Here is a 16,367-nt window from a genome sequence, read left to right as displayed (position 1 = left end):
AGCGGCTAGAAGGACCCGGGGGCGGGCGCTCCTTCTCGAAATCAGACCTTCTTTCAGCTACGGCTGCTCGGGTCGGATTAAGCGCCGACCGGGGATGTCGTTCTGGCCCAACTCGCTACGAACGAGCCGGCACTAACCCACCCGCATCGCTCAGAACCCCATCGGCGCCGCCGCTTCCGGTCGCGCCCGAACCTCCGCATCCAGCCGCGCGGCGATCTCCTCGCCGCTCTCGGCCGGCGCATGCCGGAGCTGCCGCGCGACCACCGCGAAGTCGCCGGGGGTGAGCCCCCCCACCTCGGCGAGCGAGGCCGGCGCGGCCCGCCCGAAGAACCGCTCGAACGCCCGCACCGCGCGGTCGCGACCCAGCGGGCGCAGGTCTAGCTTGAAAACGAAGCGCCGGAGCGTCGCCGGATCGAGCCGGCCGGGATGGTTGGTCGCCGCGACGACCGGCAGCGGGTGCCGGTCGAGCCAGGTCAGGAGTTCGTTCACCTGCCCCACCTCCCACCTCGACCGCGCCGTGGTCCGGTCGAACAGGAGCGAGTCCGCCTCGTCGAGCAGCAGCACGCCGCCGCGCCGGCGCGCCTCCGTTTCGCCGACCCACTTCGACAGGAGGTCGGACGCGCGCCTCACCAGCAGCGGGCGGTCGAGCCGTCGCGCCAGATGATGCCCGAGCGCGGTCTTGCCCGTGCCGGGCGGCCCGGTCAGCAGCAGCGACACGTCCAGCGCGCCGCCCGCCGCGATCCGATCGAACAGCGCGTCCAGCGGCGTGTCGCACTCGAACAGGTCCAGGTCGGGCGCGTCCGCCCCACCGGGCGGCAGCTCGCCGCCGCGCAGCGCCTCCACGAGCACGCGCGCGGGCCGCTCGCTCCCGTCCTCGCCCGCGAGCCGGGCCGCGCGTGCGGCGACGCGAAGCACGGTCGCGGCCTCGGGCGCGGCGTCGATCAGTCGCTCCACGGCCGGGTCGGCGACCACCCCCTCGTCCGCCGCGACGCGGGCGAGCATACGCCGCGCCGCGCCCGGCGACGGAAGGTCGAGCTTCAGCACGAAGCTCATACGCCGCAGGATCGCGCCGTCGATGTTGCCGATCGCGTTCGTCGTCCAGATCACGGGCGCCGGGTTCGCCTCGAGCAGGCGGTTGACGAAGACCTTGCTGCCCTCGCGCTTGGCGAACCAGTCGCCGCCCGAGGGCCGGGCTTCGCCGATCAGGTCCTCCATCTCGTCGAACAGCAGCACGGCCTCGCCCGCTTGGCCCAGCAAGCGCTGCGCCAGCCCGAGCGCCGCGACGCGCTGCCAGCGGTCCGGTTCCTCGTCGTCCTCGTCCGCCTCGCCGACCGCGTGGAGGACGACGCCCGCCGCTTGCGCCAGCGCGCGCGCGAACTCGGTCTTGCCGGTGCCGGGCGGGCCGTGGATGAGGATGTTGACCCCCGGCGCGCGCTCCGCGACCGCGCCGCGAAGCAGGCGCACGAGGAGGTCGGCGTCGACCACATGTGCGAAATCGTCGAGCGCGAGCGCGGCGGTCTGGCGCCGTCCCACCAACGCGTCGATCATCTCGGGGCCGGAACCGGGCGCCCGATCGAGCAGGCGTTCGAGCGCCCATCGGACGTCGACCTCCACTTCGCCTTGTCGATTGACGACGAAGCCGACCAGCCCCAGGCGCAGCACGGCGCTGCGCCGCACCGCGCGTTCGGCGTCGTGCGGCTCCGCTCCCGCGAGTTCGCCGAGCAGCGCGGGCAGGTCGCGGCCGTGCCGGCCCGCGCTCCTGGCGACCGCGCCGACGCGCGGCAGGCGGTCGCACGCGACCATCAGCGCGAGCAGCGCCGCGTCGAACGGCTCGAGCGTCAACAGCTCGGCGAGCGCATCCGCGAGCTGCAGCGCGTGCGGACGCGCCTCGTCCGGCGCCGCCGCTTGCGCCAAGCGCGCGAGCAACCGATCCCATTTGGCCGCGCCGTCTCCGTCCCCGTCCCCGTCCAGCGCGCTCCCGGCGAGCAGCCAGTCGAGGTGCGGTTCGGCCCATTCCAGCACCGCCGCGGCGAGCGGCGCGGACGCGGGGACGCCGCGCCCGATCCGGAGCACCAAGCCCCGGACGATATCGTGTTCGGTCATGATAGGTCCACCAGCCGGCGCGCGAACGCACCGGTCTTCTTCGGTTCGGATCGAAGGGCGTATCGGCTGCGGCGGGCGTCGCCGCAGCGTCCGGCGGACGCTTAGCGGAGGCCCTCGCCGCGAACCGCGCACCCGTTACGGGTCGGTTCCAGCAATGCTCATCTCCTTGGGCCGCACGTGTCGCGCGGCGCGCGGCCCCTAGCCGAAATTCGTTACGCGCGCAATCCGGTCACCGCACCGTCACCAGATGCGCGCCCGACCCCTGCTGCTGGAAGACGCAGCGCCTCCCCAAGAAGCGCTCGATCACCTCGCGGCCGGTCAGGCTGTGCCCGCTCGGCTTAACGGTGGTGAACGCGCCGCCCCCGGCCAGCGCGAAGGGCAGCAGCAGCTGATCCTGCAGGTACGGACCCGCGAACGCGTGCGACGCGAGGTAGCCCGCCATCCGACCGGCCGCCGTCCTGGCCAGCGACTCCGCCGAGACGCCCAGCTTGCCGAAGCCGCTCACCACCTCCGTCACGTGCTCGAACGCCGCCTCCAGCAGCAGGATCGTGCCCGGCCCCTGATCGGCGGGGAGCTCGCGCACCGCGAACGCGTCCTCCGGCCAGTCGTCGAGGACCTTGCGCGCCGCCTTGATCTCGCGGTCGGCGATGTCGAACGGCAGGCCGGCGAACACGGCCGTCGCCGACCGTTCCCCGGGCGCACCGCGCTCGACGCACTCGATCGGCTGAAGCGGTGCGGGGTAGATATCCACCTCGATCCGGCCGCCGCCGCGCGGGAAGAAGCCGTGGCGCACCAGCCGCGCCTCGACGCGCGGCCCCATGCGGTTGATCACCGGCAGGAAGCTCCGCGCCAGGAAGTCGAACGGCGGCGCGTAGATGTTGTGCGTGCCGCCTTCCAGCACGAGCCGCGAAGGCGCATCGGCCAGCATCAGCGGCGGCAACACCGTTTGCAGCACCAGCCCCGTCGACCCCGCCGTACCGACGCGGAAGCGATACTCGCCCGGCGTGACGCGGCCCGGGCGGAAACCGATCTCCGCCGAGCCGACATGCAGCCCTTCGCATGTCGCCCCGCCGATCGCGCACGCGGCCTCGACCGCGGTCACGTGCTGGCGCATCAGCCCCGGCTTCTCCCGCCCGCCCCGCACGTTGACGACACGGAACGGCTCGCCGGTGACGAGCGACAGCGCGCAGGCGGTCCGCACCACTTGCCCGCCGCCCTCGCCCTCCGATCCGTCCATGATGATCATGTCACTTTGCTTTCGCCGACGTCGACCAAATCGGTCGCGTCCGGTTCCGGGATGAAGACGTGGTCGGTCCAGCAGTCCGACCGCAGCGTGCCGATCTCCGCGCCGCACTCGCAGCGCTGGTTCGGTCCGTCGCACCCGTCCAGGCCGCAGCAGCCGTTCAAGCGGCGGGCATCGGTAACCGCCCTCACCGCCTCGGTCAGATCGAGCGGATTGATCCAGTACTGGGGCGTAAAGTCGAGCGGCACGCGCGTGCCGTCGGACGACCATTGCTGCGCTTGCCAGGACTTGTACGCCGCACCGGGCTCGGTGAGCGCCGCGCCGTCCCGATGGACGGGTGCGGGCGTCGCCGGATCCTTGGTCGACCAGATAATCAACGGACGCGTAAGCGGCCCGCCGCAGCGGCCGCAGACCAGCGTGCGACGCATTCGAACCTCCTATGCTTCGAGCGGGTGAAGGCGACGTCGATTGAACCTACGCCTCCTTCACCCGATCACCCCTTGACGCACACCACCTGCTTCAGCGTGTGGACGATCTCCACCAGGTCGCTCTGCGCGGCCATGACGGCTTCGATCGGCTTGTAGGCGCGGGGGCTCTCGTCGATGACGCCCTCGTCCTTGCGGCACTCCACGCCCGTGGTGGCGGCCGCGTGCTCCTCCAGCGTCACCTCGCGCTTGGCCTGGGTGCGGGACATCACGCGGCCCGCGCCGTGCGAGCAGCTGTGGAACGACTCCGGGTTGCCGAGCCCGCGCACGATGAAGGACTTGGCGCCCATCGACCCGGGGATGATGCCCATCACGCCCTTGGCCGCGCGCACCGCGCCCTTGCGGGTCACCAGCACGTTCTCGCCGAAATGGTTCTCGCGCGTGACGTAATTGTGGTGGCAGTTCACCGCCTCCAGCTCCGCCTCGAACGGCTTGACGATTTCCCGGCGCAACGCGGCGATGACGTTGGTCATCATCATGCGCCGGTTCAGCGCCGCATAGTCCTGCGCCCAGCCGACCGCCTCGACATAGTCGTCGAAATGCTCGGTCCCCTCCGGGAAGTACGCCAAGTCCTGGTCCGGCAGGTTCAGGTGCCAGCGGCGCGCGTCCTCCTTCGCCAGTTCGATGAACCAGCTGCCGATCGCATTGCCCACGCCGCGCGAGCCGGAGTGGAGCATCACCCATACGCGCGCCTCCTCGTCGAGGCAGACCTCGATAAAGTGGTTGCCCGTGCCGAGCGTGCCGAGGTGGACCAGCGTGTTCGCCTTCTCCAGCTTCGGGTACTTGGCGACGATCCGCTTGAACCGCTCCGCAAGCGTCGCCCAGGCGGCGACGATCTCCGGCGGGGGCGAGCCCCAGCTTCCCGTGTCGCGCTTGCCCCGCCCGACGCTGCGGCCGACGGGCACCGCCCGCTCGATAGCCGCGCGCACGCCCTCCAGGTTGTCCGGCAGGTCGCTCGCGTTGAGCGAGGTGCGCGCCGCCATCATGCCGCAGCCGATGTCGACGCCCACCGCCGCCGGGATGATCGCGCCCTTGGTCGGGATCACCGATCCCACGGTCGCGCCGATGCCGACATGGACGTCGGGCATGGCGGCGACGTGGCGGAAGATGAACGGCATCTTCGCCGCCGCCGCCAGCTGCGCGCGCGCGCGGTCGTCCACGGGCACGCCGCGCGTCCACATCTTGATCGGCACGCCGCCCTCGACGGGCTGGAACTCGTAGTTGCTCTGGGCCATGTCGGGCCTCCTTTCTTGTCAGCATGCCCCGGCGGCGAGGTGGTGGCGAGACGTAAGGCCCATGTCCTGCTCTCTAGACGACGGACCGGGAGGTCCGGCCGGGTTCGCACCGGCGTCTCGGGCGTGCCATGTAGTCTCGCCGGCATCCGCCGGATCGTTCTTCGGTGCCGGCGACGAGGTTTGGCGGGACGCGCGGATTTGAACCGCTCGGCCTTGCGGCCTTACCATGTAGTCCCGCCGGCATTCGCCGGCATGTTCAGGTCACGGCGACGAGGATCGAACGAGACCGCCCCGAGGGGCCATCGTGACAGGATGTAGTCCCGTTCGGCATTCGCCGTGTTGATAAGATCGGCCGTGGCGACGAGGAGTTGACGAGATTCTCGCACGGAGTCGAACCGCCGTCCCTGGTTATGGGCCAGGTGCTCACCCGAGCCAGGCAATGTATTCTCGCCCGCATTCGCCACGGCCTTTGAATTCACACCTCCGTTGCTTCGACAATGCCTACCCAGTCGCGCGTCTCGCCGCGGGCGAAGCGCGCCACCGTATCGAATACCGCGTCGGAGAAGCCCCCGACGTTAAGGATCTGCGGGCGGCCCGACGCCTGCGTCGTGCCGTACGGCTGCAGGTCGATGCACACCAGCTTCGCGCCCGGGTTGCGCCGGACCAGCCGGTCCCATTCGCGCATCGTCGCGGTCGCGCCTCCCCCATTTCGGCCAGAGGCGCCGGCGTCCACCCAAGACTCGTTGTCCGATACGATCACGACCAGGTCGACCGCCGCCCGCTCCGCGTTCAGCGTCGCCAGCGGGGCGGACACGTTCGTCCCGCCCCCGCCCACCGCCGCCAGCCTCGCGGCGTTCGCCGCGACGCGGGCGTTGGGGTCGAGCCGCACATCGACGACGCGCTCCTCGAAGGGCAGCACGCGCGCGTCCCGGTTGGACCGAAGCACCGCCGCCGCGACCAGCGCCGCCACGTCGACGCATCGCACCTTGGACGAGGCGCCCTTGCGATAGCCGGTCACCGGCGAGCTCATCGACCCGGACACGTCCGGGCAGACGACCACGCGGCCGGGCACGGCCGGCACGGAAGACAGCGTCAGCTCGAGCGCCTTCTCCAGCGCGGCCTGCACCTTGAGCGGCACGCCCTCGCCTACCGAGCCCAGCGCCATCTGGAGCTGGTACGGCATCACGCGGGTCCGGGCGATCGCGTCCTCGTCGGACAGCCGCGCCGCCACCGCCTCCGTCACCCCCGGCACGCCGAACACGCCGTTGCGCGCCAGCGTGTTGAGGTTGATCCGGAGCGCCTGCCAACCCATGCGCGTCGCCAACTCGCCCCACCGCTCCGCCGACAGCGGATAGGCGGTGAGCCATTCGAACGGCACGGGCGGCAGCGGGCTCGTCGGATCGCGCTTCCACGCCTCGAAGGCCGCGATCTCGGCCGGGAGCGCCGCCACGTCGTACGGCTTGCCCAGGAGCCAGCCGTAAAAGGCGCGCCGCTTCGCGTCCGCGGGCCGGGGGTGGACCATGCGGACCACGTCGGCGAGCGAGGGGCTCGTGCCCGTCGCGGCCGCCATGAGGTCGCGCATCGACGCGCGTTCCAGCCACTGCTTGACCAGGCGCTTGGGCCGCGTGCCCAGCGACGTCCGCCCGACCTGGCCCGAGCGCAGGATCTGCACATAGGAGCGCAGCATCCGGCCCGTGTCGATCGTGCGGTCGAACACCGCCATCGCGAGGTCGGGTTCAGCGACCGTAAGATAGGCCGCCAGCAGCGCCGGCATGTCCTTCATCGCGCCGCTCCGGCGGGCGTACACGGCCGCCTTGGCGGCGAACAGCGGATCGACCGCGCGCGCCGCCTCCAGCGCCTCCGCCAGGTGCTGCTCGGCCGACGCGTAGAAGCTGTCGGCGAGCGTCCCCGTCGCCGCGAGCTGCGCCAGCCGGGCCCGCGGCTCCAGCGCATAGGCCGGCGCCGCCTCCCGGTTCACCGTGTCGGCGCGGGGCAGCAGCTTCGCCACCGCGCTCGCGAACAATCCCTTGTTGGCCATCGTCCAACCTCCAAACTGGTCAGGGCGGCTGGACTCGAACCAGCGACTTCCCGCTCCCAAGGCGGGCGCTCTGACGCACCTGAGCTACGCCCTGTTTCGGCTTCGGGGGCGGCCGGCCCATTCCGGCCGCCCCTTCTCTCCGCCTCTTCGGACCGGGATGCCCGATCCGATGCCGAGGACTTTGCAGAAGGCGTGCCAATTCGCTGCGGGACGGCGGACGAAATCGTGTAAGTCACTGAAACAGCGAGCAGGCCTGCGGAAGACTGGCCGGGCGAGCGGATCAGGCTCATCAACTCGCGAAGGCTGCTTCCGTATCGACACGGATAGCTGCTTATCCTAGCATATCAGCATGCGCCCGCTTGTAGTTCTCGGCTTTCTCGGCTCCACGCTCGACGCGAGCAAGTTCGGCCCGTCGCGCTGGGGCAAGTGGCGGCCCACCGTCGGGCTCACCATGCACGAGGACCTGCGCGTCGATCGGCTGGTGCTGCTTCACGGGTCGCAGCACGGGCGGCTCGCGGACTATGTCGCCGCGGACATCGCCTCCGTCTCGCCCGAGACGCGGATGGAGCCGCACGTGCTCGACTTCGCCGATCCTTGGGATTTCGAGGAGGTGTACGGCAAGCTCCTCGACTTCGCGCGCGCCTACCCGTTCGACCCGGAGGCGGAGGACTATCTCGTCCACATCACCACGGGCACGCACGTGGCGCAGATCTGCCTGTTCCTGCTCACCGAAGCGCACTACCTGCCCGGCCGCCTGCTCCAAACCCAGCCCAAGCGGGGCACGGCGGACGCGGCGGGCACCTGGACCGCGATCGACCTCGACCTGTCGCGCTACGACAGCATCGCCACCCGCTTCGCCGCCGCCAGCGCGGAGAGCACGTCGTTTCTGAAATCGGGCATCGACACGGGGAACGCCGCGTTCAATCGCATGATCGACGAGATCGAGCAGGTGGCGATCCGGTCGCGCGCGCCCGTGCTGCTGATGGGGCCGACGGGCGCGGGCAAGAGCCAGCTCGCGCGGCGCATCTACGAACTCAAGCGCCTGAAGCATCAGGTGCGCGGTCCGTTCGTCGAGGTGAACTGCGCGACGCTGAAGGGCGACGGGGCGATGTCCGCGCTGTTCGGGCACAGGAAAGGCGCGTTCACCGGCGCGGTCGCCGACCGGCCGGGGCTGCTCCGCTCGGCCGACGGCGGCATGCTGTTCCTCGACGAGATCGGCGAGCTCGGCCTGGACGAGCAGGCGATGATCCTCCGCGCGATCGAGGACAAGCGCTTCCTGCCGGTGGGTAGCGACAAGGAGGTCGGGTCCGACTTCCAGCTCATCGCCGGCACCAACCGCGACCTGGGCGCGTGCGTGGCGCAAGGCACGTTCCGCGACGACCTCTACGCCCGGCTGAACCTCTGGACCTACGCGCTGCCGGGCCTCGCCGACCGGCGCGAGGACATAGCGCCCAATCTCGATTACGAGCTCGAGCGCTTCGCCGAGCGCGAGGGCACGCGCGTCACCTTCAACAAGGAGGCGCGCGAGCGCTACCTCGCCTTCGCCACCGGCGTGCAAGCGCGCTGGCCCGGCAACTTCCGCGACCTGGCGGCGAGCGTCACGCGCATGGCGACCTTCGCGCCCAAAGGGCGCATCGACCTCGACTGCGCGGAGGCGGAGATCGCCCGCCTCCGCCGGCTCTGGGGCGCCGCGGACGGCGGGGCGGACGACCTCGAGGCGCTGCTGCCCGGCGAGGCGCTCGCCGAGCTCGACCCGTTCGACCGCGTCCAGCTCGCGCACGTCGTCGCCACCTGCCGCCGCAGCCGATCGCTGTCGGAGGCCGGGCGCACGCTGTTCGCCGCCTCTCGCGCGCGGCGCGGGTCCACCAACGACGCCGATCGTCTGCGCAAATACCTCGCCCGCTTCGATCTGAGCTGGGCGCAGCTCGCCGGCTAAGCCGCCGCCAACGCCTCGCGCACGCGCGCCGGCGCTTGGCCCTCCGCATCCGGCCCCTCCATCAGCGCGAACGCGCCCGTGAGCTCGAGCGGGCAATGGCCGTGCACGCAGGCGATGAGCAAGCGGGCGAGCGGTCGCGCGCGATCCGTCCCGCATCCGGCGTACGTCACACTTAAGGGCGCTCTTGGACGCGTTCACCCGATGCCGTCGAGCCGCGTTCGTGACGCGTAAACGTTCTACGTCCGGTTCCGCCAACGGCTGCCGTTCATGCGGTCGCCTCGAACGGCCGCGAAGTTCCGGCATCGGCCTCCGGCCAGGAGCGAGTGTTTCTCAATGGTCACAAGGAGGAGCGCTGGGCGGACGTCGGGCACTTCCCGCATCTCGAACGGCCGGACGCAACGCGCTCGGTCGTGTTGGAGCGGTTCTCCCGGTGAAGCGGCTGGCCCGCTCATCGCCGTGATCCCCCCCCCACAATGGTCGACGGGGACTTGTAAACGAGGAGGCGGTAATTGCCTCGCCCTCGGCGGCACGTCCTCGACGGGACTGTCGACCATAAAATCGGCGGCGATCTCTGGCGGCAGCACCAACGCCCTGCCGGGCAAGGCCCGCCAACGATGGCGCCCGACATCGTGGCTCAGAGCGCACCAGCAATCAGCGCCCAGTACCAGGATCATGGCGAACTGGGATGCGGCCAGGCGTGATAGGTTCCCGCCGGCTGCAGGGATCGGAACATGCTCAGCGATCCGGAGCCGACGGCGCGGCTTTGCTGCAGGTTGCCGGCCTGCGAGTCCTGCTCGAACAGCTCGGGATGGCCGATGAAGGCGCTCATCCGTCCGCCTCCGTCCTGTCACCATGCTCCACATGCGCCGAATCCGGATTGTGCGCATGACCGGCGGGAGGATGCATCCGCGCGGTCCAGTTCACATCCGCATCCCGGCCTCATGAGCTTGACGGTCTGGTCCCACGCACATAGCCGCGCCGCTGGCGTTGGGACCGTGGCATGCCGGCGCATGGTTCTCGAGCGTCATCCCGAAAGAGTCACAGAGGCTTCGGACCCAGCCGCCACGAGATCTCCCTGCCGTCGCGTTCGACGTCGACGATGATGCCGGGCGCGAGAAGCGCGCCCGGACCGGGCTCGACCGGAACCGACGCCGACTCCCGTCCGTCGATCCGCACGAGCAGATCGCCTTCACGGAAGCCGAGGTTCGAGAGATCGTCAGGAACGCCGCTCATCCTGTAGCCCCGCAGACCTGCATCGTCTCGAACCGGTTCGAACCGAACGCCACCGCCGGACGGTATCGAGCGCATGTCGGCCTTCTCGGCACCGCCTGGAGGAGGTGGGGCCGCCGTCCGTTCGGAACGCGCCACGGCCTCCTCGCCCGGCTCGACGATGATCTCGTCGGTTTCGGGTTCGCGGACCGGCTCCGACCCGCGGACGATCCGCACTCGGTCCCGTGCATCGCTCGCCGGGGTTTCGCGGAAGAGACCGGAGGACCAGAGGAACCAGGCCAGCACGCACGCCGCCGAGAGGACGAGGAGCACGACCTGCCCGGCTGCGGCTCGACGCTGCCTCTTCCGGATGGTCGGGCGTGTGGACGGCATGACGTTCCCACCTCCTTTGCGGCACCGGCCGGGCGCGGCGCACGCCGCCCCGGCCGTCACGACGTCCTCAGTTCTGCACCCAGAACTCGATCGCCTTGGCCGGCACCGTGGCCGAGAACGTCCCGCTCGCGCGCGTGCCTACGTTCCGCTTCCAGTCGGCGAGCGAGTAGCGGTAGCCGGTGAAGCCGCTCGCGACGTTCGCGTCCACGTCGAACGTGAACGGCGCGGTGCCCCGGTTCGTGACGACGACGACCATCTTGCCCGTCCGACCTCCCTGCCGGAAGGCGAGGATACGCTGGTCGCGGCGGACCGTGGGCTCATCGACCTGGTAGCGGACGGAGTTCCAGGGCATCCACTCGAGAAAGCCGACGATCGCCCGCCAGTTGCGCAGCTCGTAGTCGAAGTGGCCCTTCTGGATGTTGCCGAACTTGCTGAAGTCGTTGTCGTCGGCCGGCCGCCAATAGCCGAGCGCGTAGCCCTGGGCTTCGGTGTTGTAGGTCGGCTTGAGGGCGTGCAGCCAATACCAGGTCGGCGAGTTCACGAAGGTGAACCAGTTCATGATGGACTGGGCCGTGTTCACCATGCGCCATTCGGACGTGATGTTGTCGAGGTACTCGAACTCGTTGTTATAGGCCGGCTTGCCGAGCTTGTTCGCGTTGAACAGGCTGGCGTTGTCGATCTGGTCGTTGGAGTCCTTGCCGATCCGGTGCCAGGTCCACTCGTCGACGAGGTCGAGGTTCAGGCCGTTGCGCAGGCTCGCCCGGCTCTGGCCGTCCCAGCTGTTGGCGTGGATCCTGACCGTCGGATGGGCCGCGCGCACCTTCGCCGCGACGATGTTGAAGGTCGAGATGTACTCGGCGTCGGTGTAGTTCGCGTGCGAATAGGTCGTGACCGTGTGCGGCGCCTCGTTCTGAAGGCCGAACTTCACCACCTTCACGCCGTTGTTGTTGAGGTAGCTGATGTCGCGGACCACGGCGTCGCCGAAGTCGTTCAGGAAGGCCGAGTCGAACCGCTTCAGCTTGCCGCCGATATAGCTGTCGCCCGTCTTCCAGTAGGTCGGCGGCGACCAGTACTCGAAATTGACGCCCTCGGCGCCCGACGTCGAGATCAGGGAGGCGAGCTCCTGCATCTGCTCGGGCCACCGGCCCCGCAGGTTCTTGCGGTCGGCGCTCAGGCCCCGAAGGTACAGCCCGCCGGCCAGGCGGATGTAGCGGAACCCATGGCCGCGCCCGATCAGGTCGGTCGCCAGCCGGGTGCGCTCGGAAGCGGTCAGGTCGTGCGGCACCGACGTCCGCGCGTCGGGAAGGCCGTCATTGCCTGAGCCGATCGAATCGCTCTGGATCTCCACGCCGAGCCCCTGGATCGTCTGCTTGGGCAGATCGGTCCTGACCGTGTAGCGCGCGGTCTGCGCCCAGCCGAGCTGCGGAACGGCCGCCGTGGAAAGCAGGGCCGCGGCCCCGACGCGAAGCGCACCTCTACGTGTAAGCATCGTCACCTCTCCTCCTTCGCCGCGGTTCGCCGCGGCTTCCTCTCCAGGCGGGATCCGCCCGAACCACCTCGATCGGACAACCGCGTCCGCTTCAAGCCGGACGCGGTCGAGGCGGCGCGGCGCGTCGTCGCCGCCGATCCGGGAGCCACCAGCTCGCGGCTCCGAGCGCGAGCATGGCGGTGCCGAACAGCGCCAGCGCGATGCGGCCCTCGTCGCCGACGAGCAGCAGCAACAGCATGAGAAGGCCCGAACCGCCGAGCGAGAGCGGGACGACGCCTGCGGAGCCGTGTCCGCCCTCGGCCGGTGGCGAGGGCCGGTACAGCGCCGCGCGGCGCTGGACCTCGATCCACCCGGGGCGGACGCCCCGCGCGGAGAAATGGGCCGCGGCCAGGATGAGGTTCGGAAGCACGGCCCCGACCACGACCTCCGCCAGCCGCGGATTGGCGTTCATCCACTGCGCCAGCCAGAGGCCGGCCAGCGCCGTGCCGGGCGCCAGCGCGAATTTGATGGCTAGCCCCGCGGCGAAGCTCGTCAGCGCGGCGGTGAGCAGCGCGGGCAGCCCGATGCGGCTCGTCAGCAGGCCCCAGATCGTCGGCGCCATCAGCGGTCCGAGCAGCATCGCGGTGATCGTCAGCACGATCTTCTCGGCGCCGCCGGCATAGGGGATCAAGAGCGCGACGCCGACCAGCGCCGCGCCGATCAGGAAGGTGAACAGTCGCCCGACACCCATCATGTGCCGGTCGGACGCCTGGGGCGCCACCAGCCTTCGGTAGAACTGCTCGGACAGGACGCCCGCGAACACGTTGATCTGGGCGGACACCGCGCTCGCGGTCGCCGAGAACATCGCGGCCATCATGAGCCCGAGCATACCCACCGGAAGCACCAGCCGGCTGGCCAGGATGTAGGCCTGCTCGGGGTTCGCGTTGGCGTCGACCAGGCGGTAGAGGACGGGCGTGATCAGCCACACGGTCGGGCTGACGAGGTAGAGCCCGCCGAACAGGTAGGCCGCCTTTTTCGCGTCGCGGTCGGTCGGCACGCAGATGTAGCGCTGCGCGAACGCCCATTCGGCCCCGATGAAGAAGAAGTGCACCGCCGCCCAGCCCGCCAGGAACAGGAGGCCGTAGCGCTCGGAGGTCGGCTCGAAGAAGCCGTCCGGCACCGGGGCGTGCGGCACCTGGCCGAGGTGGAGCAGCAGGAGCGGCACCACGAACAGGACCGCGAGCTGCAGCACCACGAACTGGAGCACGTCGGTCATGAGCACCGCCCACAGCCCACCGACGACCGTGTAGAACAGGATGATCGCGCCGAAGATGACGATCGTGGCCGAAACCGACAGGTTGCCGGTCGCGTCGTCGCGGAGCGGAGTGCCCGGATCGAGCGGCACGAGCGCGGCGAACATGACCGAGACGGCGTATAGCGCGACGCCCGTGCTGAAGACGCGGATGAGCAGCATCGACCAGGTGTAGAACTGGACGGCGCCGTCGCCGAAGCGGAGCTGCACGAACTCGGCCGGAGTGGCGACGCCCAGCCGCCGCCATCGTCCGGCCACGAGCCAGCCGACCGCGAGGCCCGAGAAGCCGATCATGGTGTTGATCGAGATGGCGACGACGCCCTCGCGATAGGCGAGGCCACCCCACACGACGAAGGTGCCGGCCGACTTCAGGGTCATGAAACCGCTCATGCCCGCCATCCACCAGGGCGACTGGCCGCCGGCCGCGAACATGTCCGACGGGGTCCGGGTGCGACGCCCGGCCATGACGCCGATCGCGAGCGTGCCCAGGATGTAGAGCGCGACCACCAAGGCGTCGATCGCGGTCATGCCGGCGGCCTCGCCCCGCCCGCTCGGGGATGCGCCGGACGCATCCTCAGAACCTCGTCCGGGCGGACACGCCGAAGTACCGGTCGAAGTCGCGCGGGAGCTGCTGGGCGTAGGCGTTCGCCCCGCCCGCGGCCCCCACCGCGGTTATGTTGGCGACGTACTGCTTGTCGAACAGGTTCTTCACGAACAGGCTCACGTCGTAGCGGTCGTCCAGGAGCGTGACGCCGACCGTCGCGTCGAACACCCCGTAGGAGCCCTGGATCTGGTTGGGGTTCTGCGTGAGGTCGAAGAGCACGCGCGACTGCCAGCGCCAATCGGCTTGGAGGTAGGGCCTGATGTCGGACGCGGTCGGCACCTCGTAGCGGCCCGACACGGTGTAGCGCCACTTGGGCGCGTTGACGAACGGCTTGCCGTCGAGATCCTGAACGTTGACCCCCTGCGGATTGGGACGACAGCCTTGCGCGGCGGTCTGGCCGGTGAAGCAGGGACCGTTCGGCACGTCCTGGAACTCGGCGTCGAGATAGGTCACGCCACCGCTGAAGTTCAGCCCCTCGACGGGACGGGCCTGGAACTCGACCTCGAACCCGTCGACCTTGACGCCGCCCACACTGGTCAGGACGACCAACCCCGCCGCGGGGTTATAGACCTGGCCCTGGTAATCGTCGAACCGCGTACGGAACGCCGTGACGTTGAACAGCAGCCGACGGTCGAAGAGCTGCGTCTTCAGCCCCGCCTCGATCAGCTCGGAGGTCTCCGCCGGCGCCGGCAGGTTCGCGAACTGCGCGGCCGACAGACCGAGGGTCGCGGCCAGGCCTTCGCTCTTGTAGCCGGTGCTGTAGTTCACATAGCCCGTGATCGTGTCGGTGAACTCGTAGGTGGCGCTCGCCTTGCCGATGAGCGCGTCGTCCTCGTAGCGGCCGTCGAGCGGACCCAGGACGGGATTGGTCACGGCGGCGTTGCGGCCGTTGAAGAAGCCCGCGACCGGGCGCAGGAAGCGCAGGCGCTGCTCCTCGTGCAAGTAGCGCAGGCCGCCGGTCAGCGTCAGCCGCTCGCCCAGGTGCAGGTTGGCCTGTCCGAACACCGACACGTTTTCCGTGTCCACGATGGAGAAGCCCGTCAGCCGCGCCTGGTCGCCCGGCGCGATCGGATTGACGGTGCCGTCCGGGTTGATGGACGTGACCGCCGAGATGTTCAGCCCGCGCCGGTCCAGGAAGTTGTACGCCGAGCCGTCGAAATAATAGGCGCCGACCACGAAGTCGATCACGTCGGACGGCGGCGAGGTCAGTCGCACCTCCTGCGTGAAGGTATCGCTCGACTCGATGTTGAAGTTGGACACGACGAGCCGCGACTGGGTGTTGTCCAGGTCCACGTCGCTGTCGTTCTTGAACTCGCGATAGGCGGTTATGCTGGTCAGGGTGAACGCGCCCAGCTCGAGGTCGGCGGTGAGCGAGCCGCCGTAGTTCTCCTGGCGCACGAACGGGTCGACGTCGTTGTTCACGTTCCGGTTGGTCGGGCCGACGGCCGTGCCGGTGGAGATCTGCCGCGGATTGTTGGTGGCGATCCGCAGCGGCAGCGCGCAGCAGTTCGCGTCGATCTTGGAATAGTCGCCCTGGAGCAGCAGCGTCAGCGTCCCGGTCGCACGAATGCCGAGCTTCAGGCGTGCGCCGAACGCCTCCGCGCCGTTCACGTCGTCGTCGTAGAAGAGGTTGCGGCTGATGCCGTCCTGCGCCCGGAAGAACGAGGCGAAGCGGAACGCCACGTTTTCGGCGATCGGCCCGCCGATCGCGGCGTTGAGCCTGACCTCGGCGTCCTCGGCCAGCAGCACTTGGGCGTTGCCGTTGAAGGCGTCGTAATCGAGCCCGCGCGTGATGATGTTGACCACGCCGGCCGACGAGTTCTTTCCGAACAGCGTCCCCTGGGGCCCGCGCAGCACCTCGATGCGCTCGATGTCGCCCAGGTCGCTGAACGCCGAGCCGGGCCGCTGCAGGACCACCCCGTCGACCACCGTCGAGACGCTCGGCTCCACGCCGGTCGAGAACACGTCGGTGCCGATGCCGCGGATGCGGATGGAGTTGTTGCGCAGCTCGTTGCCGGCGCTGAACGTGACGCTGGGCACCAGCGCGGTGATGTCGCCCAGGTTGGTGATGTTCGCCCGCTCGAGCGCGGCTCCGCCCACGACCGAGACCGCGACCGGGATCTTCTGGACGTTCTCCTCGCGGCGCTGGGCGGTGACGATGATGTCGCCGACCCCCGGGTCGGCGTCGAGACCGGTCGTGCCCGCCTCCGAAGGCGTCTGCTCGGCCGGTGAGGCCGGTGCGCCCGTCGCCTGTCCCGTCGAGGCGCCGAGCTCCTGCGCCACCGCCGGCGACCCCGCGACCGCCAGGAGCGCCGCCCCACTCAGAAACGCGGTCTTCATG

General features: G+C 69.9%; 12 protein-coding genes and 1 tRNA gene. 1 reads left to right on the top strand and 12 read right to left on the bottom strand.

Translation table 11 applies throughout. From position 1 onward, the window contains the following. Positions 1-150: 150 nt before the first annotated feature. The 6 genes from CKY28_RS08715 to CKY28_RS08690 all read right to left on the bottom strand — a co-directional run bounded on the left by CKY28_RS08715 (position 151) and on the right by CKY28_RS08690 (position 7,198). Entirely contained in the window at positions 151-2,103 is a 1,953-nt protein-coding gene (locus CKY28_RS08715) for an AAA family ATPase (RefSeq protein WP_095997956.1), read from the bottom strand. Between the two features lie 229 nt (positions 2,104-2,332). Further along, positions 2,333-3,349, bottom strand: coding sequence for an RNA 3'-terminal phosphate cyclase (gene rtcA / locus CKY28_RS08710; protein WP_095997955.1), 1,017 nt, complete (start codon positions 3,347-3,349; stop codon positions 2,333-2,335). After that, on the bottom strand, positions 3,346-3,774 hold the full coding sequence (locus CKY28_RS08705) for a hypothetical protein (protein ID WP_095997954.1): 429 nt from the start codon (positions 3,772-3,774) through the stop codon (positions 3,346-3,348). Before CKY28_RS08705 ends, rtcA begins: the two co-directional genes overlap by 4 nt. A gap of 65 nt (positions 3,775-3,839) precedes the next feature. After that, entirely contained in the window at positions 3,840-5,066 is a 1,227-nt protein-coding gene (locus CKY28_RS08700; RefSeq protein ID WP_095997953.1) for an RtcB family protein, read from the bottom strand. Positions 5,067-5,541: 475 nt separating this feature from the next. Continuing rightward, positions 5,542-7,104 (bottom strand): vWA domain-containing protein, encoded by a 1,563-nt coding sequence (locus CKY28_RS08695; RefSeq protein WP_095997952.1) that lies wholly within the window; start codon positions 7,102-7,104, stop codon positions 5,542-5,544. Between the two features lie 16 nt (positions 7,105-7,120). Then, positions 7,121-7,198, bottom strand: a tRNA-Pro gene (locus CKY28_RS08690). A gap of 255 nt (positions 7,199-7,453) precedes the next feature. On the opposite strand from CKY28_RS08690, the gene rtcR reads away from it, so the two are divergent. Further along, on the top strand, positions 7,454-9,040 hold the full coding sequence (gene rtcR, locus CKY28_RS08685; protein WP_095997951.1) for an RNA repair transcriptional activator RtcR: 1,587 nt from the start codon (positions 7,454-7,456) through the stop codon (positions 9,038-9,040). Here the strand turns inward: rtcR and CKY28_RS19270 are convergent. From CKY28_RS19270 to CKY28_RS08665, 6 genes are all read right to left on the bottom strand, one after another. Next, complete coding sequence (locus tag CKY28_RS19270; RefSeq protein WP_281253229.1) at positions 9,037-9,162, bottom strand: hypothetical protein; 126 nt, start codon at positions 9,160-9,162, stop codon at positions 9,037-9,039. The two genes, rtcR and CKY28_RS19270, sit on opposite strands and share 4 nt — an antisense overlap. Positions 9,163-9,710: 548 nt before the next feature. Then, positions 9,711-9,869 carry a hypothetical protein gene (locus CKY28_RS18655; protein WP_176473025.1) on the bottom strand — a complete coding sequence of 53 codons (159 nt, stop codon included), beginning with the start codon at positions 9,867-9,869 and terminating at the stop codon, positions 9,711-9,713. Positions 9,870-10,078: 209 nt separating this feature from the next. Continuing rightward, the gene (locus CKY28_RS08680; RefSeq protein ID WP_095997950.1) at positions 10,079-10,582 is read right to left on the bottom strand and encodes a hypothetical protein; all 504 of its coding nucleotides are present in this window, start codon (positions 10,580-10,582) and stop codon (positions 10,079-10,081) included. 127 nt (positions 10,583-10,709) lie between these two features. Further along, positions 10,710-12,131 (bottom strand): hypothetical protein, encoded by a 1,422-nt coding sequence (locus CKY28_RS08675; RefSeq protein WP_141243887.1) that lies wholly within the window; start codon positions 12,129-12,131, stop codon positions 10,710-10,712. A gap of 91 nt (positions 12,132-12,222) precedes the next feature. Beyond that, on the bottom strand, positions 12,223-13,950 hold the full coding sequence (locus CKY28_RS08670) for a sodium:solute symporter family transporter (protein WP_095997948.1): 1,728 nt from the start codon (positions 13,948-13,950) through the stop codon (positions 12,223-12,225). 46 nt (positions 13,951-13,996) lie between these two features. Then, positions 13,997-16,366: a TonB-dependent receptor gene (locus tag CKY28_RS08665; RefSeq protein ID WP_095997947.1), complete on the bottom strand. Its 2,370-nt coding sequence runs from the start codon at positions 16,364-16,366 to the stop codon at positions 13,997-13,999. Position 16,367: the final 1 nt, after the last annotated feature.

Source organism: Sphingomonas lenta (genome assembly GCF_002288825.1).
Taxonomy (GTDB): domain Bacteria; phylum Pseudomonadota; class Alphaproteobacteria; order Sphingomonadales; family Sphingomonadaceae; genus Sphingomonas; species Sphingomonas lenta.
Note: the sequence above shows the minus strand (reverse complement) of the source record. Positions and strands in the feature narration are given on the sequence as shown.